Here is a 21,349-nt window from a genome sequence, read left to right as displayed (position 1 = left end):
GGGCGCCGTAGAGTGACGACCTCAATCATGGCGTGCAGCGTGATGATCGGCTGCAATTGGTCGGCAAACGCTGGTCGGAGGCGCGGCTGCTCGGCATCGCCAGGGCGATGATGCCCTTGACCAGCGGCTTTCGCCGTCCGCCCGGCTATTGAGCGAAGCGATCCAATCCGTAGGGCGCCAGCAGCGTGTCGCGCTTGCCATCAAGAATTTCGCGCGTGGCGAACAGGCCGATGGCTGGCGCCAGAGTGATGCCGGAATGCATGACCGCGATATAGACACCCTCCTTGCCTTTGGCGCGGCCGATGATCGGAAAGCCGTCGATCGGTGTCGGCCGATAGCCAACGGTGTGGAAATCCAGCTCCAGCCCGTCGCTGTCGCGCAGCATGGCCTTCATGGCCGCGAACAATTCACGCGCCGTGGCTTCGGCGTCCATGCCGGGATCGGCGCCGCCGAAATCCGAGCCGGCGATGATTCGACCCTCGGCGGTCTGACGCATGTGCAGGCGCTCGGCCAGCACCAGCCCGTTGAGCAGTTTCTTGTAAGGCCGCGAGTGGACGATCAACCCGGGCGGTGTCTCGATCGGCAGGTTGATGCCAGCGGTCGCGGCAATGTCTGGCGAACCCACGCCGGCCGCGATCACCACCTCGTCGGCGGCAAACAGTCCATGCGATGTGTCCACGCCGGTGACCTTGCCGACGCTTTGGACAAGCGCCGTCACCGTGCTGAAGAGGATTCGCGCGCCGCGCCGTTCGGCATCGGCCAGCAGTGCCTTGGTGGCCGCGACAGGCTCGGCGACACCCTCTTCTGCGACATGCAGGGCGAAATCGGGAAGCTCGGTGAGATTGGGTTCGATGAGCGCCACCTCGCCGCGGTCGACGCGCTCGATTCCGTAGCCCCACTCAGAATGCTCCGCTGCATAGGTCTCCATGTCGGCCGCCGGCAGATCCCAGCACAGGCCGCCGCACCAATTGAGCGGCAGGCCGGGCAGGTCCCGCGCTAGGCGAGCCCACTCAGCCATGGCGCGGGTGCGCAGCCGGAAATACGGCTCCGGGTTACCCCAGCTTGCGTTGATCCAGGCAAACGAGTTAGGGGTCGCCACGCCGCCGCGTTCGCTTTCGGCAATGACTGTCACCTGCGCGCCCGCAATGGTCAGATGCCAGGCGATGGAAGCGCCGATGATGCCGGCGCCGATGACGATCACTTGTTTCGCCTCGGTCATGGTCGCTCCTTTGCCTCGTGATTGGGGGACGGTTCATCCCAGTGCCATTCCGGCGGCCCGTTGCCAACATTGGCAGCGCAAAATTATGCATCTTGACATCATCGCTTCTTCGACCATGTGCGCTATCTCGATGCCTTCCTCGACGCGCTCGGCATCCAGGACATGGTGCTGGTCGCCCAGGATTGGGGCACGGCCCTTGCCTTTCATCTCGCGGCGCGGCAGTGCCATGCCGGATGGCTTCCCGGGGTCGTTCAGGCAGGCCGCTTGAACGAGCCAGCCTGAAGCAAGCCCCGCAACCGGCGGTGTTCACGCCGCCGGACCGGTCGACAGCCCGGCGCTGCGCTGCTAGAAGCCCGGCCTGTCACACGGAAATCCCAAGAGAATGCCCGAAACTATCCCAGAGGAAGTGGCGCGCCGCCGCACTTTCGCGATCATCGCCCACCCCGACGCCGGCAAGACGACGCTGACCGAAAAGCTGCTTTTGTTCGGCGGCGCCATCCAGCTTGCCGGCGAGGTGAAGGCCAAGAAGGACCGTATCCAGACCCGGTCCGACTGGATGAAGATCGAGCGCGAGCGCGGCATTTCGGTCGTCACCTCGGTGATGACCTTCGAATATGAGGACAACGTCTTCAACCTGCTCGACACGCCGGGCCACGAGGATTTCGCCGACGATACCTATCGCACGCTGTCGGCGGTCGACTCGGCCGTCATGGTCATCGACGCCGCCAAGGGCATCGAGCCGCGCACGCTGAAATTGTTCGAGGTCTGCCGGCTGCGCGACATCCCCATCATCACCTTCGTCAACAAGATGGACCGTGAAAGTCGCGATCCGTTCGAGATTTTGGACGAAATCGAGCAGAAGCTGGCGCTGGACACCGCGCCCATCACCTGGCCGATCGGCCGTGGCAAGACCTTCTCCGGTACCTATCACCTGGCGCTGAACGCCGTGCGCAAGGGCGATGACGAGAAGGAACGCACCCCCGTCAACGGTCCCGATTCCAACCGCGTTGCCGGCCTTCTGCCGGAAAACGAGCGCGAGGCCTTCATCGAGGAACTCGAGCTCGCGCGAGAAGCCTGCCGTCCGCTCGACATCGAGGCCTTTCGCGAGGGCCATCTGACGCCGGTCTATTTCGGCTCGGCGCTGCGCAATTATGGCGTGCGCGATCTGATCGAGGCGCTTGGCGCCTTTGGCCCGCCGCCCCGCGCGCAGGAGGCCGATACCCGCACTATCGAGGCGACGGAGGAGAAAATGACTTCCTTCGTCTTCAAGATCCAGGCCAACATGGATCCCAATCACCGCGACCGCATCGCCTTCGTGCGCGTCTGCTCGGGCAAGCTCGAGCGCGGCATGAAGGCCAAGCTGGTGCGCACCGGCAAGCCGATGTCACTCTCGGCGCCGCAATTCTTCTTTGCCCGCACCCGCGTCACCGCCGACGAGGCGTTTGCCGGCGATGTCGTCGGCATTCCGAACCACGGCACGCTGCGCATCGGCGACACGTTGACCGAAGGCGAGGAAATCCTGTTTCGCGGCGTGCCCAACTTCGCCCCGGAAATCCTGCGTCGCGTCCGTCTCGGCGACGCGATGAAGGCGAAAAAGCTCAAGGAAGCGCTGCACCAGATGGCAGAGGAGGGCGTCGTCCAGCTGTTCTCGCCGGAAGACGGCTCGCCGGCCATCGTCGGTGTCGTCGGCGCCCTCCAGCTCGATGTGCTCAAAGAGCGGCTGAACTTCGAATATACGCTGCCGGTCGAATTCGAGATGTCGCGCTTTTCCATCTGCCGCTGGATATCGGCCGACGACAAGGGCGAGGTGCTTCGCTTCATCGAGGCGCATCGCGGCGACATCGCCCGCGACCTCGACAACGACCCGGTCTTCCTCGCCCAGCATGCCTTCTCGCTGAACTACGAAGCCGAACGCTGGAAGGCGATCCGCTTCGCCACGATCAAGGATTATCAGGTGCGAGACAAGGCGGCGTGATTCTAGTGAGTAGTGAGTAGTGAGTAGGTGCGCCTCGTTCTCCCATCGCACTACTCACTAGCAACTACTCACTACTCTACTCTTATGATCACCCCTTGGCCGCCGCTTCGATCTCAGCGATATCGATCTTGCTCATCTGCATCATTGCCGACATCACCCGGCCGGCCTTGGCCCTGTCCGGATCCAGAAGCAGGCGCGGCAGCTGCTCCGGCACGACCTGCCAAGACACACCGAATTTGTCCTTCAGCCAGCTGCATTGCGAAGGTTCGCCGCCACCTTCGATAAGCTTCTCCCAGAAGTAATCGACCTCTTCCTGCGTCTTGCAGTCGATCGACTGTGACATCGCCTCGTTAAACTTGAATTGCGGTCCGCCATTGAGCGCCTGGAACGGCACGCCGTCGAGCTCGAACGTGGTCATCAGCACTTTGCCCGCATCGGCGTGACCCTCGGGCCAACGCAGAACGCTCGTAACCTTCGAATTCTTGAAGATGGAGACGTAGAAATTCATCGCCTCTTCTGCCCGGCCGTCGAACCACAGGCAGGTGGTGATCTTTTGCATGTCGTGCTCCTAGGTTGCTTCCTGCTGTTACAATGAAACGGCTGACTCCGAGAATGGTGCCATTTCTTGCCGTCTGCCCAAGGACGGCCCTAATACGCCCGACCCGACATAGACATCGAATTTTTCTGAGACGCTCGTTTTTTCAGGAGAACCTGGCGCATTGCAAAAATGTGGCCAGACCATACTTGGCGGTCTATAAACCCTGCGATCAAAATTCAGCGCCGCCACGCTCCGCATCGAGCGCAGCCAGACAGCCAAGGAAAATTCATGCCCGCCTATCGCTCCCGCACCACCACCCATGGCCGCAACATGGCCGGCGCCCGCGGCCTGTGGCGCGCTACTGGCATGAAGGACAGCGATTTCGGCAAGCCGATCATTGCGGTGGTCAACTCCTTCACCCAGTTCGTGCCGGGCCATGTCCATCTGAAGGACCTAGGCCAGCTCGTCGCGCGCGAGATCGAGAAGGCCGGCGGTGTCGCCAAGGAATTCAACACCATCGCCGTCGACGACGGCATCGCCATGGGCCATGACGGCATGCTCTATTCGCTGCCGTCGCGCGAGCTGATCGCCGATTCCGTTGAATACATGGTCAATGCGCACTGTGCCGACGCCATGGTCTGCATTTCCAATTGCGACAAGATCACGCCCGGCATGCTGATGGCCTCATTGCGCCTCAACATTCCGACCGTCTTCGTCTCCGGCGGCCCGATGGAAGCCGGCAAGGTTGTGCTGGCCGGCAAGACGCAGGCGCTCGACCTCGTCGATGCCATGGTTGCGGCCGCCGACGACAAGATCTCCGACGAGGACGTCAAGGTCATCGAGCGCTCGGCCTGCCCGACCTGCGGTTCCTGTTCGGGCATGTTCACCGCCAATTCCATGAACTGCCTGACCGAGGCGCTGGGCCTGTCGCTGCCCGGCAACGGTTCGACGCTGGCCACGCATGCCGACCGCAAGCGCCTGTTCGTCGAGGCCGGCCATCTCATCGTCGATCTCGCCCAGCGCTACTACGAGCAGGATGACGAGAGTGCATTGCCGCGCAGCATTGCCTCGAAGGGCGCCTTCGAGAATGCCATGACGCTCGATATCGCCATGGGCGGCTCCACCAACACCGTGCTGCACATTCTGGCCGCCGCGCACGAGGGCGAGGTCGATTTCACCATGGAAGACATCGACCGGCTGTCGCGGCGGGTGCCGGTGCTATGCAAGGTGGCGCCGGCCAAGTCCGACGTCCACATGGAAGACGTCCACCGCGCTGGCGGCATCATGGCGATCCTTGGCCAGCTCGACAATGCCGGGTTGCTCAACCGCGACCTGCCGACCGTGCATACGGCGAGCCTCGGCGAAGCGCTCGACCATTGGGATATTTCGCGCACCTCGAGCCAGAATGTGCGCGACTTCTTCCTCGCCGCGCCCGGCGGCGTGCCGACGCAGGTCGCCTTCAGCCAGGACCGCCGCTGGGACGAGCTCGACATGAACCGCGAGACAGGCGTCATCCGCTCGGCCAATACGCCTTTCTCGAAAGACGGCGGCCTTGCCGTCCTGAAAGGCAATCTGGCGCTCGATGGCTGTATCGTGAAGACAGCCGGCGTCGACGAGTCGATCCTGAAATTCACCGGACCGGCTCGTGTCTTCGAAAGCCAGGACGCTTCGGTCAAGGCGATCCTTGCCAATGAGATCAAGGCTGGTGACGTCGTCGTCATCCGCTATGAGGGTCCGCGCGGCGGCCCCGGCATGCAGGAGATGCTCTATCCCACCAGTTATCTGAAGTCGAAAGGCCTGGGCAAGGCCTGCGCGCTGGTCACCGATGGGCGCTTCTCCGGCGGCACCTCGGGCCTGTCCATCGGCCATGCTTCGCCGGAAGCGGCGGAAGGCGGGCTGATCGGGCTGGTGCAGGAGGGCGATACGATCGAGATCGATATCCCGAACCGCACCATTCGCCTTGCCGTCGATGACGCGGAACTCGATGCGCGCCGCGCGGCGATGGAGGCCAGGGGCGCGGACGCCTGGAAGCCGCGGGAAATGCGCAAGCGCAAGGTGACGACCGCGCTGCGCGCCTACGCCGCCTTCGCCACCAGCGCCGACAAGGGGGCGGTAAGGCACGTGCCGGAGTAAAGTTCGAATCTCGTCAGGCAGGCGCTGCGGCACAAACTCCGCAGGACTACCTGTCCTCGACTTGCGCCGCTCCACATTAAGGCATCAGCTGATATTCATACAGCTTCTGGTAAAGCCCGCCTTGCCCGAGCAGCATCTTGTGCGGCCCGCTTTCCACCACCTTGCCGGCTTCCAGCACCACGATCGTGTCGGCCTGGTGCACGGTCGAGAGGCGGTGTGCGATGACGATTGTGGTGCGCCCTTCCGTCAGCTGTTGCAGCGCGTCGCGGAACAGCGCTTCCGACTCGGCGTCGAGCGCACTGGTTGCCTCGTCCAGCAGCAGGATTTCGGCATTGCGCAGCATGGCGCGCGCGATCGAGATGCGCTGGCGCTGGCCGCCCGACAAGAGGCCGCCATTCTCACCGACATCCGTCTCGTAGCCTTTCGCCTGCGCGACGATGAAGTCATGGGCGTTGGCAGCCCTGGCCGCGGCGATCACCTCGTCGTCGGTCGCGTCCTCGCGCCCAAGCCGGATGTTGTGCATGATCGTGCCGGCAAACAGGAACGTATCCTGGCTGACATAGGCGATCTTTTCCCGCAGTGAGGCGAGCGTGGCATGGGAAATATCCTGGCCGTCAAGCAGCACCCTGCCGCTCTTCGGGTCATACATGCGTATGATGAGGTTCAGGATCGTCGACTTGCCGCCGCCGGAGGGGCCGACCAGCGCCGTCATCTTGCCGGGCGCCAGGGTCAGGTCGAACCGGTCCAACACCGGCGGACCGTTCTGATAGGCGAAGCTGACGGCATCGAACCGGATCTCGCCCGGTCCGGCCCGAAGCGGCTTCGCATCCGGCTTCTCGGCTAATGTCAGCGGCTGGTCGGCGAGCTCGAACATCATGCGCACGCCGACAATGCCGCTTTCCAGCGATATGCGCACCCGCGCGAGGCGCTTTGCCGGCTCATAGGCAAGCAGCAGCGCGGCGATGAAGGCCATGATGTTGCCAGGCATCTGGCCGCCCTGCAGGACCAGCAAGCCGCTGACCATGACGGCGCCGGCGATCGCCAGGCCGGCCAGCGTTTCCATCACCGGATTGGTCACCGCTTCCAGCGCGGCGATGTTGTTGGCCCGATCCTCGACGTCCGCCACCGCCCTGTACATGCGTTTGCGCATCAGGCCTTCGAGATTGAAGGATTTGACCACGCGCACGCCGATCGCGGTTTCCTGCATAACCTGCACGATCTGGCCGACCGAGCGGAACTCCATGGCGGCGAACTTGCGCACGCGCTTCAGGATGCGGTTGACGCCGTAGATGGCCAACGGACCGACGACGAAGCAGATCAGCGACAGCGCCGGCTGCTGCCAGACCATGACCCCAATCAGGGCAGCCAGCGTCACCAGATCGCGCACGTAGGAAGTGACGATGAGGTCGAGCACGTTGCGCGCCGCCTGGGCATTGTTGGTCATGCGGGTGATCAGGTCGGACGACGAGGTCGAATGGTAGAATTCGATGCCTTGCGCCAGGATGCGGTCATAGATCTTGCGCTGCCGTTCGGCGATGATGGCGTTGCCGACGCGGCTCATGAAGTAGGCCTGGACGAAATTGGCGATGCCCTTGACGATGAAGATCCCGGCGACCGCCACGGCGATCATATTGACGCGGTCGACCCGTTTATCGATGACGAATTCATTGGTGATTTCACGCAGGATCCAGGCACTGGCGGCCGTCATGCCGGCCACCACGAGCATCGACAGGATGGCGGCGGCGTAGCCGGCCCTGTGTTGCCGGAACGATTCCCGGAGCAGCCTTGCGACGAGGCGCTGGTTCTCCGTCGAGCGGAAGAAGCGAAACAACGGCTGATCCTTGATGCCGGGATGACGAAGGCGGCTTATAGAGGGAGATGCCGCCGGAGGGAACCTTTCGCCGCCATGGAAAGAAACCGCTGCGGCGGGGTGTCTTTTGAGACACGATGCGGCAGTGATTCTTCAAGCAGGATGATGACAGATGGATTTCGATCTTATTGTGCGCGGCGGCACGCTTCCGGATGGCGGCATCGCCGACATCGGCATCAACGGCGAGACGATCGCCGCGATCGAGCCGAAGCTCGACGGTTCCGCGCGGACCGAGGTCGACGCCCATGGCAATCTGGTGTCACCGCCCTTCGTCGATCCGCATTTCCACATGGATGCCACGCTGTCCTACGGTCTTCCGCGCATCAACGCGTCGGGCACGCTGCTCGAAGGCATAGCGCTATGGGGCGAACTGAAGCCGCTCCTGACGCACGAGGCCGTGCGTGACCGGGCGCTCGCCTATTGCGACTGGGCGGTGTCGATGGGGCTGCTCGCCATCCGAACCCATGTCGACGTCTGCGACGACCGGCTGCTGGCCGTCGAGGCGCTGCTGGAGGTCAAGAAAATCGTCGCACCCTATATCGATCTGCAATTGGTGGCCTTCCCGCAGGACGGCTTCTATCGCTCGCCGACGGCACGAAAAAACACCATTCGCGCGCTGGACATTGGCGTCGACATCGTCGGCGGCATTCCGCATTTCGAGCGCACCATGGCCGACGGCACACGCTCGGTTACCGAACTGTGTGAGATCGCGGCAAAACGCGGGCTCATGGTCGACCTGCATTGCGACGAGACCGACGACCCGCTGTCGCGCCACATCGAACAGCTCGCCTATGAAGCGCAGCGCCTCGGCCTGCAGGGTAGGGTGGCCGGTTCGCACCTCACCTCGATGCATTCGATGGACAATTACTACGTCTCAAAGCTTCTGCCGCTGATCGCCGAAGCCGGCGTTTCCGCGATCCCCAATCCGCTGATCAACATCATGCTGCAGGGCCGCCACGACACATTCCCGAAGCGGCGTGGCATGACGCGGGTCAAGGAGATGCTGGCGCTGGGCATCCGTGTCGGCTGGGGTCAGGATTGCGTGCTCGATCCCTGGTATTCGCTGGGCACCGCCGACATGCTCGACGTCGCCTTCATGGGCCTGCATGTCGCCCAGATGTCGAGCCCCGCCGACATGGCGCGCTGCTTCGACATGGTCACCAACGTCAATGCCGCGATCATGGGCCTCGACCATCTCGGCCTCGGCGTCGGCAAGCGCGCCAGCCTGGTGATCCTCGATGCCGGCAATCCGATCGAGGCTCTGCGCCTGCGCGCCGAGCGCATCTGCGTCATTGCCAGGGGCAAGGTGGTGGCGGAGCGGACGAGGCAGGATACCAGGCTTTCGATCTCCGGCAGGCCGTCGCAGGTGAATCGCAGGCACATATCCACCTAGATGCAGCCGATTCCCGAAGCTGGTCTTACCTATTTCCCGATTTCTCCTCGTCAAAGCCGGCGCTTCCGTCTACGACGCGGCTCGGGCGAGGGAGGAATCGGGGCAGGCATGACGCAACCCGTGGCGCGGAATTCCACAATCAAGAATGTCCTCCTGGCCGGCATCCTGCTGATGCTGGCCGGCGACTTCCTGTTTGCGCTCAATGATGCGATGGGCAAGTGGCTGGTGGCCAGTTTCTCCGTCGGCCAGGTTGTGCTCATCCGCTCGATCGGCGCTTTCTTCGTGCTGGGTCCGATGATCGCCAACCAGGGCGCCGGCAGACTGTTCCAGCTGGAGCGGCCAGGGTTGCAGATCCTGCGCGTGGTGGCGACGACACTGGACACCGCCTTGTTCTACGCCGCCGTCGTCTACCTGCCGCTTGCCGATGTGATGAGCTTCTACATGGCCGGGCCGATCTATGTGGCGGCGCTGTCACATTTCCTGCTTGGCGAAAAGGTCGGCTGGCGCCGCTGGGTGGCGATCCTGCTCGGCTTCTGCGGTGTGGTCATCATGCTGAAACCGTCCTCTGCCGCGTTTTCGCTGTCATCGAGTTTCGCACTTGTCGGCAGCCTTGCCTTCGCCTTCGCCATCATCCTCAACCGACGCCTGCGCGGCACCAGCGACACCAATCTGGTGACATGGCAGACGATCGGCACGCTGGCGGTTGGCGGCGCCCTCACCATCGGGGCCTGGAAGACGCCGTCTGCGCTTGATTTCGGCGCCATGCTGCTGCTCGGCATCGTTTCCTGCGGGGCGCATCTGATGATCACCAGGGCGCTGAAACTGGCGCCGGCCTCGACGCTGGCGCCGCTGCACTACACGCTGCTCTTGTGGGCGGTGGTGTTCGGGCTGGTGTTCTTCGGCGACGTTCCCGGTCCGCGCATCCTGATCGGCTCGGGCATCATCGTCGTGGCCGGCATGTTCATCTTCCACCGCCAGAAGGTGGTAGACACCACGGTGCCGCCGGAGAACGTGCCAAAAGGCGTGAACTAGGGCCCAGATTTCTGGTGCCTAGCCCTTGCGTACCGCCGCCAGGTGCCGCGAAAACTCCTCTGTCTCCATCAGCGCCTTGCAGCGGGCGAAGCGGCCGTCGGCATAGGCGCGGAAATCGTCGACGGGATTTTCGTTGGCAAGCTGGATCAGCCCCCACAGCGTCCAGAGCAGATCGCACATCGCCTTGTAGATGACGATGCGGCCGCGCTCCGCCGGCCTCGCCTCGCCGCCGAAATAGGCGCGCATCAGCTCCTCGTCCTGGGCGGCGTCGAACTTGCCTTCCACGCTGAGGTCGCCGAGGTCCCAGAGCGGGTCGTTCATCCCCGAATATTCCCAGTCGACGATCCACATCCGCTCGCCCGTGTCGAGGAAATTCTCGCACAGCGGGTCGCAATGGCAGGCGACGAGAGGCAAGGGGCGGACGGCCAAGGCCGAGCGTACGCTCTCGGCCTCGCGCACCACGTCATGATAGCCGGCGGGCAGGGCGACATCCCTGGTCGACAGCACCTTGAGATAGTCGTCGATCATCGAAAACAGTTCGAAGCGGAAGGGGAACACCGCGCCGGACGCGTGCAGCTTGCGGAAGGCCTCGGCCGCTCGGGCCGGGCTGCCCTGCCGCTCCTTGAACTTCTCCGGCGACATCGTCTCCGCACCGGCAATGTAGCGCGTCACCATGAGGCCGCCGGCAGCATCGGTATGCAGCACTTCGGGGCTGACCCCGGCTATTGCCGCCTCACGCGCGGCAATCGCCTCGTTGGCGCGGTTGATGTATTCCTCGGTGCCTTTGCCTGGAATGCGCAGGCAGTAATCGCCGGCCTTGAAGACGAGGTTGGTCAAGCCGCCGAGCCGTTCCAGCGGCCCAGTATAGCCGGCCAGTACCGGAATGGCGGCAAGTTTTGCCCGCGCCTCGTCTGTCTCCATGCCTGCGTCCCACGCGTTATTTCTTGGCTGCACGGTTCCACAATTTTCGCCGTTTGGCTATCATCGCGGCGAGACGAGGGATGGTGGACAGTGGCGGACAGCAAACATCAAGGCGCGCTCGGCGAGGTCTACGCGGCCAAGCGCCCGGAAGAGGTGGCGGCACTGTACGACCGCTGGTCGCAAACCTACGACGCCGACATGTCGGCAGCCGGCTACCGCCACCCGACCATCTGCCTTGCTTTGCTCGCCCGCCATCTGCCGCGCGGGTCAGCCCCGCTGCTCGACGCCGGGGCCGGTACCGGGCTGATCGGCGAGTGGCTCGATATTGCCGGCTATCCCCAGGTCGAGGCGCTGGATATCTCGCAAGGCATGCTGGATCAAGCCGCGCGCAAGGGCGTCTATTCGGCGCTGCATTGTCTGGCGCTCGGCGGCGCCTTGCCATTTGCCGACAGCACCTATGCCGGTATCATCTCGGCCGGCGTCTTTACCTCCGGCCATGTCGGCGCCGAGGGACTGGACGAACTGATCCGCATCTGCCGGCCGGGTGGGGTGATCGTGCTGACGGTCAAGAACACGTTGTGGGATCACGGTTTTGCCGCGCGCATCGCCGAACTCGAGGCACAAGGCCTGGTCACGCGGGTCGAGGAAACACGACCATATGTCTCAATGCCAGGCGAGGCCGATACCGTCCCCAGCCGTGGCCTCGCTTTGCGCGTGAGTTAAGCCTTCACGCGCTCCATTGCCGGGTCGTATAGCGGCTCAAGATGGATTTGAGCCGGCGTCCGCTCCATCGCCACCACAAGTTCATAGCTGCCCGAGGCGAGAAGATCATCGCTTGCTCCGTCAGCGTTGCGCACATAACCGTAGCCGATGTTCTTTCCCACCGTGTAGCCGTAGCCGCCGCTGGTGAGATAGCCGACCGGCTGGCCATCGCGCAGGATGGTCTCGCGTCCGACGAGCACGATCTCCGGATCGTCGACCGTGAAGCCGGCAAAGCGCTTCTTCAGGGACGCGCCGCCAATCTTCTCGAGTGCGCGCCGTCCGACGAAGTCGGTGTTCTTGCGCAGCTTGACCGCCCAGCCGAGCCCAGCTTCCAGCGGTGTGTCGTTGGGCGTGATGTCGGAGCCCCAGGCGCGATAGCCCTTTTCCAGCCGCAGCGATTCCAGCGCGCGGTAGCCGACCGGCCGGATCTCGTGCTTCCCGCCGGCCGCCATCAGCGCGTCGAAGACTTCGCCGGTAGCGGCGATCGGCACATGCAGTTCCCAGCCCAGTTCGCCGACATAGGTGACGCGCAGCGCCCGGACTGTGTGACCGGCTATTGTGATCTCGCGCACATGGCCGAACGGGAAGCCGGCATTCGACCCATCCGCATCGGTGACCGCTGAAAGCACGTCGCGGGCGCGCGGTCCCATCAGCGACAGCGTGCCGAAATCCTCGGTGACATCGGCGAGCTGGGCATCGAGGCCGTGGCCAATATGGTCGCTGATCCACGAGGCATCATGAGTGCGGTACCCGGTGCCGGTGACGATGTAGAATTTTTCCTCGGCCAGCCGCGACACGGTCAGGTCGGCCTCGATGCCGCCGCGCGAGTTGAGGAGTTGCGTGTAGGTCAGCCGGCCGACCGGCTTGCCGACATCGTTGGCGCAGATCCAGTCCAAGGCCCTTGCCGCGTCGGGCCCGCTCAGCTCGTACTTGGCGAAGGACGACTGGTCGAAGATACCGACATGCTCGCGCACGTGCCGATGTTCGTCGCCGACGGCGGCGAACCAGTTCTGCCGGCCCATCGAATAGATGTCCTTCGGCTCGACGCCCTCCGGCGCGAACCAGTTCGGCCGTTCCCAGCCGAGCTTGGAGCCGAACACGGCGCGATGGTCTTTCAGTCTGTCGTAGAGCGGGGAAACGATGCGCGGTCGGCCGCTGGTGTATTCCTCATGCGGGAAGCCGATCGCGTAATGCTTGCCATAGGCTTCCAGCGTACGTTCGCTCACCCATTGCCGGTCGCGGTGCAGGTTGGAAAAACGCCTGATGTCGACCACCCAAAGGTCGAGCGGCGCCTCGCCGTCGACCACCCATTGCGCCAGCACCCAGCCGGCCCCGCCGCCCGAGGCGATGCCGAAGGCGTTGAAGCCGGCGCCGACGAACATGTTGGGGCATTCGGGCGCCACACCGAGGATGAAATTGCCGTCCGGCGTGAAGCTTTCCGATCCGTTGATCATCTGCTTGACACCGACCGTCTCCAGCGCCGGCACCCGCGTGATCGCCTGCGCCATGTGCTGCTCGAAATGATCGTAGTCGTCGTCGAACAGCCGGAACTCCCAATCATTGGGCACGTCGCCCCCGGGAAGATTGGTCGTCCAGGCTTGCGGGTTCGGCTCATAGCCGCCCATCACCAGCCCGCCGACCTCCTCCTTGAAATAGGTGCGCCGATCGGGGTCGCGCAGCGTCGGCGCGTCGGTTCCCAGCCCCGCGATTTTCTCGGTGATGATATACTGGTGCTTGACCGGCTGCAGCGGCACGTTGATGCCGGCCATCGAGCCGACCTGCCGCGCCCATTGCCCGGCGCAGTTCACCACCTTGTCGCAAGCGATGTCGCCTTGATTGGTCTTCACCACCGTGATGCGGTCGCCCTTCATCTCGAAACCCGTGACGCGCACGTCCTCGTAGAGATTGGCGCCGTGCATGCGCGCGCCCTTGGCCAGCGACTGCGTGATGTCGGAAGGGCTCGCCTGGCCGTCGGTCGGCAGCCAGGAGGCGCCGACGAGATCGCCGGTCTCCATCAAGGGCCACATCGCCTTGACCTCCGCCGGAGACAGCAGCTGCATGTCCATGCCGAAGCTTTTCGCCGTGGTCGCCAGCCGTTTGTATTCGGTCCAGCGGTCGGCATTGGTGGCGAGCCTGAGGCACCCCGTCATCTTCCAGCCGGTGGCAAGACCGGTTTCGGCTTCCAGCCCCTTGTAGAGGTCGACCGAGTATTTCAGTACTCGCGTGATCGAGGCCGACGAGCGCAATTGGCCGACCAGGCCGGCTGCATGCCAGGTCGAGCCCGAGGTCAGCTTGCCCTGTTCGAGCAGCACCACGTCGGCCTTGTGGTCACGCGCCAGATGATAGGCCGTCGAACAGCCGATGATGCCGCCGCCGATGACGACGATCTCGGCCTGGCTAGGCAAGGTCATGATTTCAGGATCCCGTATTTTATCCGGTAGTTTTCCAGCGCCGCGTCGAGCCGCGCCAGGTTTTCCTCGGTGTAGGCGACGTAATCGATCCCGGGGGCGTCGAGATAGAGCTCCGACACCATGCTCCACATCGCCTCGCGCAGCAGCGAGGCACATTGCATGGCGGCGTGCGAGCGGCGGATCGCCTCGTCCGGTTCCTTCATGAAATAGGCGGTCAGGAAGGCGAAGGATTCCTCGTCGCTCATGCCCGCGTTCGAGGCGACGCCGGCAAGGTCGAACATCGCCGTATTGAAGCCGGCATATTCGAAATCGATCAGCCAAAGCCTGCCGCCGTCGTCCAGAATGTTGGCCGGCAAAAGATCATTGTGGCCAAAGACGATCGGCAGCAATTTCTGGGCGCGCTCCAGTTCGTCGGCCAACGCCAGAAAGCGCGGCAGGTCACCGCGCTTGCGGCTGTTGCCCTCGTCGAGCGTGCGCGCATAGTCGCGGATGACGTGGAACACCCAGAACATGAAGCCGGCGCCGGAGATATGGTTGGGCATCTCGCGGTGAAAGCCGCGCATCAGCGTAGCGACGCGGCGGAGATTGGCGCGCACGTCCTCGGCCAGATAGGTTCTGGCGCCAAGAAACGCAGTCACCATGATCCCCGGTTCGGCGTAGCGGACCGCCGGTGCGAAGCCGGCCGCGTGAGCCGCCCGCGCGGTCATCACCTCGCGTTCGCGGAAGACGTGGTGAAACGGATAATCCTGGCCGAAACGCACCACATGTTTGCCGGCCGCATCGGTGACCACATAATTGGCGTTGCTTAGGCCGCCGGGCAGCGGCGCGATCTCGATGGCGCCCGTCCAGCACGGCAGGGCATGGATGCGGTCTTCGGCAATCACGGGTTCATCCCTGGTTCGCAGGCCTGGTTTGCTGGGCTTCGATATGGCGCCATGGGCGGCGCAACGACGGCGGGGTGAAACGCAAACAATCTCGTCGGTGCGGGATGCCAGGATCGGTATCCCGCACCGCACCGACGAGCCCCTTGGCCAGGTTTATGAGCCCGGCATCCGCCCCCGCGGATCTGAAAATTCCTTGCGCCAGACACGTTACAGGCTGCCTGGGGTCAGTGAATTGCAGCTCTGCCAATTACATCCCGCTGCAGTTCCGAACCCTGTTGAAGACGGATTTCACGCCGGGGTTGCTCTTCTGTCAATAAAAAGATGTGACTTTTTTTGGGTGTTTTGCCCGAAAGCATGGGCAGCTTCTTTAAAAGCGCTAAGAATGCCTTAGAAGCGGTCATTTTGGGACGCCCATATGAACCACTCGAAACGGCATGGCGAGATCCTGCGGCTGCTCCAGGAAGAGGGAACCGTCACAATCGCCAGCCTGGCCGACCGGCTGGGCGTTTCGCTCGAGACCGTGCGCCGGGACGTCAAGCCGCTGACCGGCGACGGCTCGGTTCTGAAGATGCATGGCGCCATCGGCCTGCCGTCGATGGTCGGCGAAGCGCCGTTCGAACGGCGCATGCGTGAGCATGCCGATGCCAAGCGAAGCATTGCCCGCGCGGTCGCGGCCACCATCCGCGACGGCGAATCGATCATGCTCGACACCGGCACCACGACCTCGTTCCTGGCGCGCGAACTGCTCGGCCACCGTCGCCTGACGGTCGTCACCAACTCGTCCGACATCGCCCGCACCCTGGCCACCATCAACGGCAACAAGGTCTATATGGCCGGCGGCGAGCTGCGCAGCGATTCAGGCGCCGCGTTTGGGACGTCGGCCATCGAGTTCGTCAGCCGCTTCTCGGTCAGCCACGCCATCATCTCCACCGGCGCCGTGGATGCGCTGACCGGTGTCATGGACTTTGATCTGGACGAGGCGGAATTCGCCCGCATGGTGCTGTCGCGGGGCCAGCGCTCGCTGGTCGTCACTGACCACACGAAGTTCGGCCGCCAGGGCCTGGTCCAGGTCTGCGGCTTCGACGGCTTTTCCGAACTCGCCACCGACCGCGCGCCGCCGCACGACATTGCCGCGGCACTGGCGCAAGCCGGGGCGCGCCTCAGCGTCGCCGGCGGAATTTAGCCGAAGACCAGCGACTGGTGGGCGCACACGCCCGCGAAGGTGCCGCCCGACACGGCGAAGGCGATGTTGTGCATCGCGCGTGCCGCGTCACCGGCGGCATAGACGCCGGGAATCGTCGTTTGCTGGCGGTCATCGACTGATATCATCGGGCCGAGCAGGCCGTCCTTGAGGCCGCAGCCGAGTTGTTCGGCTAGCGGGCTCGCCATAGTGTTGCGTGGCGCGGTGAATATCGCCTTGACGCCAGCCTTCCGGCCATCGACGAGATGGACAACCAATCCCCCGGAGCCATCATCGCTCAGTTCGTTGACCGTCGCGGGCTCGAACCTTACATTCTTGCTCTCAAGCGCATGCATCTCGTCGGCATCGGGCTCGATCAGCCCGTTGCCGAACAGCGTGACGTCGCCCCAATCGGAAATCAGTTGCGCCTGATGCATGGACATCGGGCCGGTCGCGAGCACGCCGAGCGGCCCGGCGGAAACCTCGTAGCCGTGGCAATAGGGGCAATGCAGCACGGTTCTGCCCCATTGCTCGGCAAGCCCGGGAACCTCCGGCAGGATGTCGCGCACGCCGGTTGCCAGCACCAGTCGTGCGGCGCCGAATGTCTCGCCGCCATCGGTGGTGATTTCGAAATCGCTGCTGCTGTTCGCAAAGGCTTTGTCCGCCCGTGCGGTCACAAGCCTGGCCGTCGGGTAGGCAAGCAATTGCCGCCTTGCATCGTCCAGGATCGCTCCAGGCGTGCGCCCGTCCTGGCCGAGAAAGCCGTGCGAATGCGCGGCAAAGCGGTTGCGCGGCTGGCCGGCGTCGATCACCAGCACGGTGCGCCGCGCCCGCGCCGCCTGCATGGCGGCGGACAGGCCGGCGAAGCTGCCGCCGATAACGGCAAGATCATACTGCATGGCTGGAAACTCCAACGAGGTCGAAACGACGGTGAAAATCGGCTGTCAGGTCGGCCAGCGTGATGCGGCTGAGCTTCTCCGCCAGCAGCTTCTCGGCCGCGATGCGAAAATCGTCGAGCACGGCGATCACCGCTTGCTCGACGAGACAGCCCGGGCTTTCCGGTTCGGTGCTGAACGGCAGCAGCGTCTCGCCAAGGGCAAGGCTGATCTCGGCCAGTGAAATGTTCTCGGGCGCGCGCACGAGCAGCCAGCCGCCGCCATGTCCGCGTGACGAGGTGACGATGCCGGCGTCGCGCAAGCCTGCGATGGTCCGGCGCACCACCACCGGATTGGTATGGATGAAGGTGGCAAGCTGCTCGGAGGTCAGAGCCTGCTCGGGCTTCTCGGCCATGTGAACGAGGATGTGCAGAGTGGAGGACAGTCGGCTATTGCGTTTCATGTAACTTAGTTAGTTACGATTTATCGCAATGTCAAACGCACCAGCGGCCTTGCGAGGTTGGCGGCAAGGCTAAACGGGTAAAGCGCGAAAACTCATCCTGAAGCAGGCGCCGCTGGGCTTGCCATCGAGGATATCGATGCGGCCGCCATGGAGATACATGATTTCCTGCACGAGATTGAGGCCGAGGCCGGCGCCATGATCCTGCGGGCGCAGCCGATAGAAGGGCTCGAAGATGCGCTCCCGCTCGCCCGGCGGGACGCCGTCGCCTTCGTCCCGGACCTCGATGATGGCGGGCGTTGTGACGCCGACGGTGATCTTGCCAGCGCGGCCGCCATGCTCGATGGCGTTCTGGACGATGTTGGTCACCGCGCACTCGATGGCGGTGCGGTCTCCGGTGGCGAAAATCGTGTCCCGTTCCGGCTCGAACGACATTTCGTAACCGGCAGAAAACGCCATCGGCGCGAGGTCGACGATAACGCCGCGCGCGGTCGCTACGAGATCGACCGCTTCGAACGGCGACGTCTGCCGGTCGAGGCGCTGCAGGTCGAGCAACTGGTCGGTCAGCGTTGAAAGTCTGGCCGCGTCCTGCAGCAGCCGTGCCCGCTCCGGTGTCGGCGGCAGCGAGGCGAGGCGCGTGTTGAGGATGGCGACCGGTGTCCTGAGCTCATGGGCGGCGTCGGTGAGGAAGCGCTTGTGGCGCTCATAGCCCTTGTCCAGGCGCGCAAGGGCAGCATTCACGGCCTTGACCAGCGGCGTCACTTCCGCGGGCACGTCCTTCAGCGGCAACTGCACGCCGCGCTGGTCGATGTCGATGCGCTCAGCCTCGGCCGCCGCATGGCCAAGGCCCGACAAAGCGCCACGCACCACCCATGGCGTCGCGAACAGCGTGGCCAGCGCCATCAGCCCGGCGAGCGGCAATATGCCCTGCAGGAAGAATTGCGGCGCCTGGCCGAGCAGACGCAGCAGCGAAAGCCCGCCCTTGGTGCCGCTGAAAATCTGGACGTTGCCGGCCATCGTGTCGGTCCAGCGGATCTTTCCCTCCGGCGGCGCGGCTTGTCCGATTGCATGGTCGATACGGGCGTCGCTGATCGTGTCCAGCAGTCCGGTGAAAGGCTGGAAGGTGGGCGGCACGGTCCCCTCCTGCAGCCTTTGCCCCTGCTTGTCTCGAATGATGAACCAGAGGTCGGGAACACCCGACCGCAGCTTCGTCAGGTCCGAGGTCTCGCGCAGAACCAACTTGCCGTCGGCATCGCGTGTTACCGCATCCGCCAGCACGTCCATCGTGCCGTCCTCGTAATCGTGCGGGATAAGGCCGGTGGCCAGCATGGCGCCGAGAATGCCGACGATGATCAGGGTCAGCATGGCGCATTGCAGCAAGGCGATGCGCAGCACCAAGCTCCATTTCAGCGAATGCGGGCGCTTGAGGCTCATCGCTTGGCGCTCATGTCGTCTCGCGCAGGAGATAGCCGACGCCGCGAATGCCATTGATAGTCACCCCGGCATCGGCATCGGCGAGCTTGCGGCGCAGGCGCGAGACATGCGTGTCGAGCGCGTTGGACTGGATCTCGTCGTCGAGGCCGAACACCGCCTCCATCAGCGCCTCGCGCTGCACCATGCGGCCGGTGCGGCGCATCAGAGCCTCCAGCACAAGGAGTTCGCGGCGCGGCAGGCTGAGCGGTTCGGCACGGATCGACGCTTCGCGATGTCCGACGTCGAGCACCAGATCGCCGGCCCGGATGAACTGCGACTGCAGCGGCGCCGGGCGCCTGAGCAGCGCGCGCAACCGGGCAAGCAGTTCCTCGAACGCGAATGGCTTTGCCAGATAATCGTCCGCGCCCATGTCCAGCCCATCGACCTTGTCCGACGTGTCGCCTCTCGCCGTCAGCACCAGCACGGGCGAGGTGTTCCTGGCCGAACGCAGTCTCGGCACCAGCGACAGCCCGTCGCCATCCGGCAACTGGCGGTCGAGCAGGATGGCGTCATAGCTGTCGACGGCAACGAACCCCTCCGCCTCCAGCAATGTGCCGGCGTGATCGACCACCATATCGTGGCGCTTCAGCGCGGCACGCAGGGCCGAAACCATCTCGGGTTCGTCTTCGACCAGCAAGATACGCATCGACAATCCCTCAGAACATTGCGCCGGGCGCTACCGCGCCAACATTGCGTGAACATGGCAAAGCCGAAGGACTGCGGTCGACAGGCACTTTCTTAGCCTCAGCGAGATTGCGCAATGTCTATGCAACCCAGTCGCGGCAAACAACGCCGGGTCGGCACGAATCGCTCGCGCCGACGTGAAGGCGTCAGGCCCGAATATGCAACAGGTCGGGCCTGACGCTCGAAACCAATGACGCTGAAACGAAACCACGTGGCCACACCAAACTGGTTGGCGTGATGTTGTCCGGGATTGAGGTTACCATGCCCGCAAATGATGCTCTGTCTTTTCTCATGGCGTGGACCGTCGCGCCGTTCAGGGTCGGCTCCGTCACGCCGTCCAGTTCCAGCCTGGCGGCATTGATGACCCGTGACATTGGACCCGAGACCGGACCCGTGCTGGAACTCGGCCCAGGAACCGGGCCGTTCACGAGGGCGCTGCTGTCGTGCGGGGTGAAGGAGGAAGATTTGACGCTGATCGAATCCGATCCGGATTTCGCCGCACTGCTCATGCGTCGTTTTCCTGCTGCCCGGATTTTCGAAATGGACGCCGTCGGTCTGCGCCATCTCTCGCTCTTCCACCGGCCTGCGATTGGCGCCGCCGTCAGCGGCTTGCCTTTCCGGCTGATTTCGCCGCGCAGGACATTTGCCATTCTCGAAGGTGTTTTCGCCAACCTTCGCCCCGGCGGAGCGCTCTACCAGTTCACGCTCGGACGGCGCTGCCCATTCGACCAGTCGCTGCTCGACAGGCTCGATCTCGGGGTTACGCGGGTTGGCCACACCTTTCGCAACTTCCCGCCGGCGACGGTCTATCGCATCGCCAGGCTCAAGACGTCAGGAACCTACGACTGGCGTTTCGCATGACGGGACCATTGTCGGCCATTCTCGGCTTCGGCCTGTTCGGCGTCTTCTGCCTCGCCTTTACCGAGAAGATTCTGCCGATCCCGCCCTCGCATGTGCTGCTGCTGTTCCTCGGCATGACGGCGGCGCCTGACGATGCGACGCTGGCAATCCTGCTTGGCGTGACCACGCTGGCCTCAATGACAGGCTGTCTCGTCTGGTACACTGTCGGCCGCCGGATCGGACTCGATCGCGCCGACAGGCTGGTCGAGCGGTTCGGCAGATATGTCTTCTTGCGCCCCGAGACCTACCGCAAGCTTGGCCAGGCCTATCGCCGCAACCATGTCAGGGTTTCCCTGCTGGCGCAGTTCATTCCGACGGTGCGCAACTATTTGCCGATCGCGGCCGGCGCGCTCTGCCTGCCAGCCTTACCTTTCGTGGTCGCGACGGTAGCCGGAGCCACGCTCTGGAATGCCGGCTTTCTGCTTACAGGCTATGCGCTGCATGGCAGCGGCCAGAGCCCGCTCGCCGTCGGCTTTCGCATCGTCGCTATTGTCGTGGCGCTGGAAACGGCATTCATGCTTGCCTTGCGCTACGGCCCGGCATGCTGGCGGCGCATCCGGCCGATGCTCGGCTGAGCCACGGCCAGACATCCAGCCATGGGACATCCAGCCATGGGATAAGAGTCGCCATCGGCTTTTC

19 protein-coding genes and 1 pseudogene are annotated in these 21,349 nt (G+C 63.9%); 9 read left to right on the top strand and 11 right to left on the bottom strand.

Annotated features, from left to right (window positions below; all coding sequences use genetic code 11):
- Window positions 1–145: 145 nt before the first annotated feature.
- Window positions 146–1,219: an FAD-binding oxidoreductase gene (locus FJ950_RS02575; protein ID WP_140614887.1), complete on the bottom strand. Its 1,074-nt coding sequence runs from the start codon at window positions 1,217–1,219 to the stop codon at window positions 146–148.
- A 99-nt stretch (window positions 1,220–1,318) separates the two neighbouring features.
- Between FJ950_RS02575 and FJ950_RS02570 the strand changes: the two are divergent.
- Together FJ950_RS02570 and FJ950_RS02565 are read left to right on the top strand one after the other, a co-directional pair.
- Window positions 1,319–1,441: pseudogene (locus FJ950_RS02570) on the top strand (alpha/beta fold hydrolase); the annotation flags it as partial.
- A gap of 160 nt (window positions 1,442–1,601) precedes the next feature.
- On the top strand, window positions 1,602–3,194 hold the full coding sequence (locus tag FJ950_RS02565; RefSeq protein WP_140614886.1) for a peptide chain release factor 3: 1,593 nt from the start codon (window positions 1,602–1,604) through the stop codon (window positions 3,192–3,194).
- 88 nt (window positions 3,195–3,282) lie between these two features.
- Here FJ950_RS02565 and FJ950_RS02560 read toward each other — a convergent pair whose 3' ends face one another.
- Window positions 3,283–3,753 (bottom strand): VOC family protein, encoded by a 471-nt coding sequence (locus FJ950_RS02560; RefSeq protein ID WP_015314150.1) that lies wholly within the window; start codon window positions 3,751–3,753, stop codon window positions 3,283–3,285.
- A 267-nt stretch (window positions 3,754–4,020) separates the two neighbouring features.
- On the opposite strand from FJ950_RS02560, the gene ilvD reads away from it, so the two are divergent.
- On the top strand, window positions 4,021–5,865 hold the full coding sequence (ilvD, locus tag FJ950_RS02555; protein ID WP_140614885.1) for a dihydroxy-acid dehydratase: 1,845 nt from the start codon (window positions 4,021–4,023) through the stop codon (window positions 5,863–5,865).
- Window positions 5,866–5,941: 76 nt separating this feature from the next.
- On the opposite strand, the gene FJ950_RS02550 is transcribed toward ilvD, so the two are convergent.
- Window positions 5,942–7,696: an ABC transporter ATP-binding protein gene (locus FJ950_RS02550; protein WP_140614884.1), complete on the bottom strand. Its 1,755-nt coding sequence runs from the start codon at window positions 7,694–7,696 to the stop codon at window positions 5,942–5,944.
- Window positions 7,697–7,847: 151 nt separating this feature from the next.
- On the opposite strand from FJ950_RS02550, the gene FJ950_RS02545 reads away from it, so the two are divergent.
- Both FJ950_RS02545 and FJ950_RS02540 read left to right on the top strand, forming a co-directional pair.
- Entirely contained in the window at window positions 7,848–9,128 is a 1,281-nt protein-coding gene (locus FJ950_RS02545; RefSeq protein ID WP_140614883.1) for an amidohydrolase family protein, read from the top strand.
- 108 nt (window positions 9,129–9,236) lie between these two features.
- The gene (locus FJ950_RS02540) at window positions 9,237–10,160 is read left to right on the top strand and encodes a DMT family transporter (RefSeq protein ID WP_140614882.1); all 924 of its coding nucleotides are present in this window, start codon (window positions 9,237–9,239) and stop codon (window positions 10,158–10,160) included.
- An 18-nt stretch (window positions 10,161–10,178) separates the two neighbouring features.
- Here FJ950_RS02540 and FJ950_RS02535 read toward each other — a convergent pair whose 3' ends face one another.
- Complete coding sequence (locus FJ950_RS02535) at window positions 10,179–11,081, bottom strand: phosphotransferase family protein (protein ID WP_140614881.1); 903 nt, start codon at window positions 11,079–11,081, stop codon at window positions 10,179–10,181.
- Between the two features lie 90 nt (window positions 11,082–11,171).
- Between FJ950_RS02535 and FJ950_RS02530 the strand changes: the two genes are divergently transcribed.
- The gene (locus FJ950_RS02530) at window positions 11,172–11,804 is read left to right on the top strand and encodes a class I SAM-dependent methyltransferase (protein ID WP_140614880.1); all 633 of its coding nucleotides are present in this window, start codon (window positions 11,172–11,174) and stop codon (window positions 11,802–11,804) included.
- On the opposite strand, the gene FJ950_RS02525 is transcribed toward FJ950_RS02530, so the two are convergent.
- The 3 genes from FJ950_RS02525 to FJ950_RS29430 form a co-directional block, all read right to left on the bottom strand.
- Window positions 11,801–14,254 (bottom strand): FAD-dependent oxidoreductase, encoded by a 2,454-nt coding sequence (locus FJ950_RS02525; RefSeq protein WP_140614879.1) that lies wholly within the window; start codon window positions 14,252–14,254, stop codon window positions 11,801–11,803. The two genes, FJ950_RS02530 and FJ950_RS02525, sit on opposite strands and share 4 nt — an antisense overlap.
- On the bottom strand, window positions 14,251–15,138 hold the full coding sequence (locus FJ950_RS02520) for a phosphotransferase family protein (protein ID WP_140614878.1): 888 nt from the start codon (window positions 15,136–15,138) through the stop codon (window positions 14,251–14,253). Before FJ950_RS02520 ends, FJ950_RS02525 begins: the two co-directional genes overlap by 4 nt.
- A gap of 224 nt (window positions 15,139–15,362) precedes the next feature.
- Window positions 15,363–15,539 (bottom strand): hypothetical protein, encoded by a 177-nt coding sequence (locus FJ950_RS29430; protein ID WP_181171026.1) that lies wholly within the window; start codon window positions 15,537–15,539, stop codon window positions 15,363–15,365.
- Between the two features lie 14 nt (window positions 15,540–15,553).
- Here FJ950_RS29430 and FJ950_RS02515 point away from each other — a divergent pair, with 14 nt between their 5' ends.
- Window positions 15,554–16,321: a DeoR/GlpR family DNA-binding transcription regulator gene (locus FJ950_RS02515; RefSeq protein WP_140614877.1), complete on the top strand. Its 768-nt coding sequence runs from the start codon at window positions 15,554–15,556 to the stop codon at window positions 16,319–16,321.
- On the opposite strand, the gene FJ950_RS02510 is transcribed toward FJ950_RS02515, so the two are convergent.
- The 4 genes from FJ950_RS02510 to FJ950_RS02495 form a co-directional block, all read right to left on the bottom strand.
- Entirely contained in the window at window positions 16,318–17,217 is a 900-nt protein-coding gene (locus tag FJ950_RS02510; protein WP_140614876.1) for an NAD(P)/FAD-dependent oxidoreductase, read from the bottom strand. The genes FJ950_RS02515 and FJ950_RS02510 overlap by 4 nt on opposite strands.
- Window positions 17,207–17,656 (bottom strand): Rrf2 family transcriptional regulator, encoded by a 450-nt coding sequence (locus tag FJ950_RS02505; RefSeq protein ID WP_140614875.1) that lies wholly within the window; start codon window positions 17,654–17,656, stop codon window positions 17,207–17,209. The genes FJ950_RS02510 and FJ950_RS02505 overlap by 11 nt, the downstream gene beginning before the upstream one ends.
- A gap of 69 nt (window positions 17,657–17,725) precedes the next feature.
- Window positions 17,726–19,087, bottom strand: a complete 1,362-nt coding sequence (locus tag FJ950_RS02500) for a HAMP domain-containing sensor histidine kinase (protein ID WP_140614874.1) — start codon at window positions 19,085–19,087, stop codon at window positions 17,726–17,728.
- 10 nt (window positions 19,088–19,097) lie between these two features.
- Window positions 19,098–19,772: a response regulator transcription factor gene (locus FJ950_RS02495; RefSeq protein ID WP_140614873.1), complete on the bottom strand. Its 675-nt coding sequence runs from the start codon at window positions 19,770–19,772 to the stop codon at window positions 19,098–19,100.
- A 299-nt stretch (window positions 19,773–20,071) separates the two neighbouring features.
- On the opposite strand from FJ950_RS02495, the gene FJ950_RS02490 reads away from it, so the two are divergent.
- Together FJ950_RS02490 and FJ950_RS02485 are read left to right on the top strand one after the other, a co-directional pair.
- The gene (locus FJ950_RS02490) at window positions 20,072–20,671 is read left to right on the top strand and encodes a phospholipid methyltransferase (RefSeq protein ID WP_140614872.1); all 600 of its coding nucleotides are present in this window, start codon (window positions 20,072–20,074) and stop codon (window positions 20,669–20,671) included.
- Window positions 20,668–21,285 (top strand): DedA family protein, encoded by a 618-nt coding sequence (locus FJ950_RS02485; protein WP_140614871.1) that lies wholly within the window; start codon window positions 20,668–20,670, stop codon window positions 21,283–21,285. Before FJ950_RS02490 ends, FJ950_RS02485 begins: the two co-directional genes overlap by 4 nt.
- Window positions 21,286–21,349: the final 64 nt, after the last annotated feature.

The sequence above is a fragment of the Mesorhizobium sp. B2-3-14 genome (assembly GCF_006442175.1).
Classification (GTDB): Bacteria; Pseudomonadota; Alphaproteobacteria; order Rhizobiales; family Rhizobiaceae; genus Mesorhizobium; species Mesorhizobium australicum.
The sequence above is the reverse complement of the archived record's forward strand: the minus strand, read 5'-3'. Positions and strand labels throughout refer to the sequence as shown.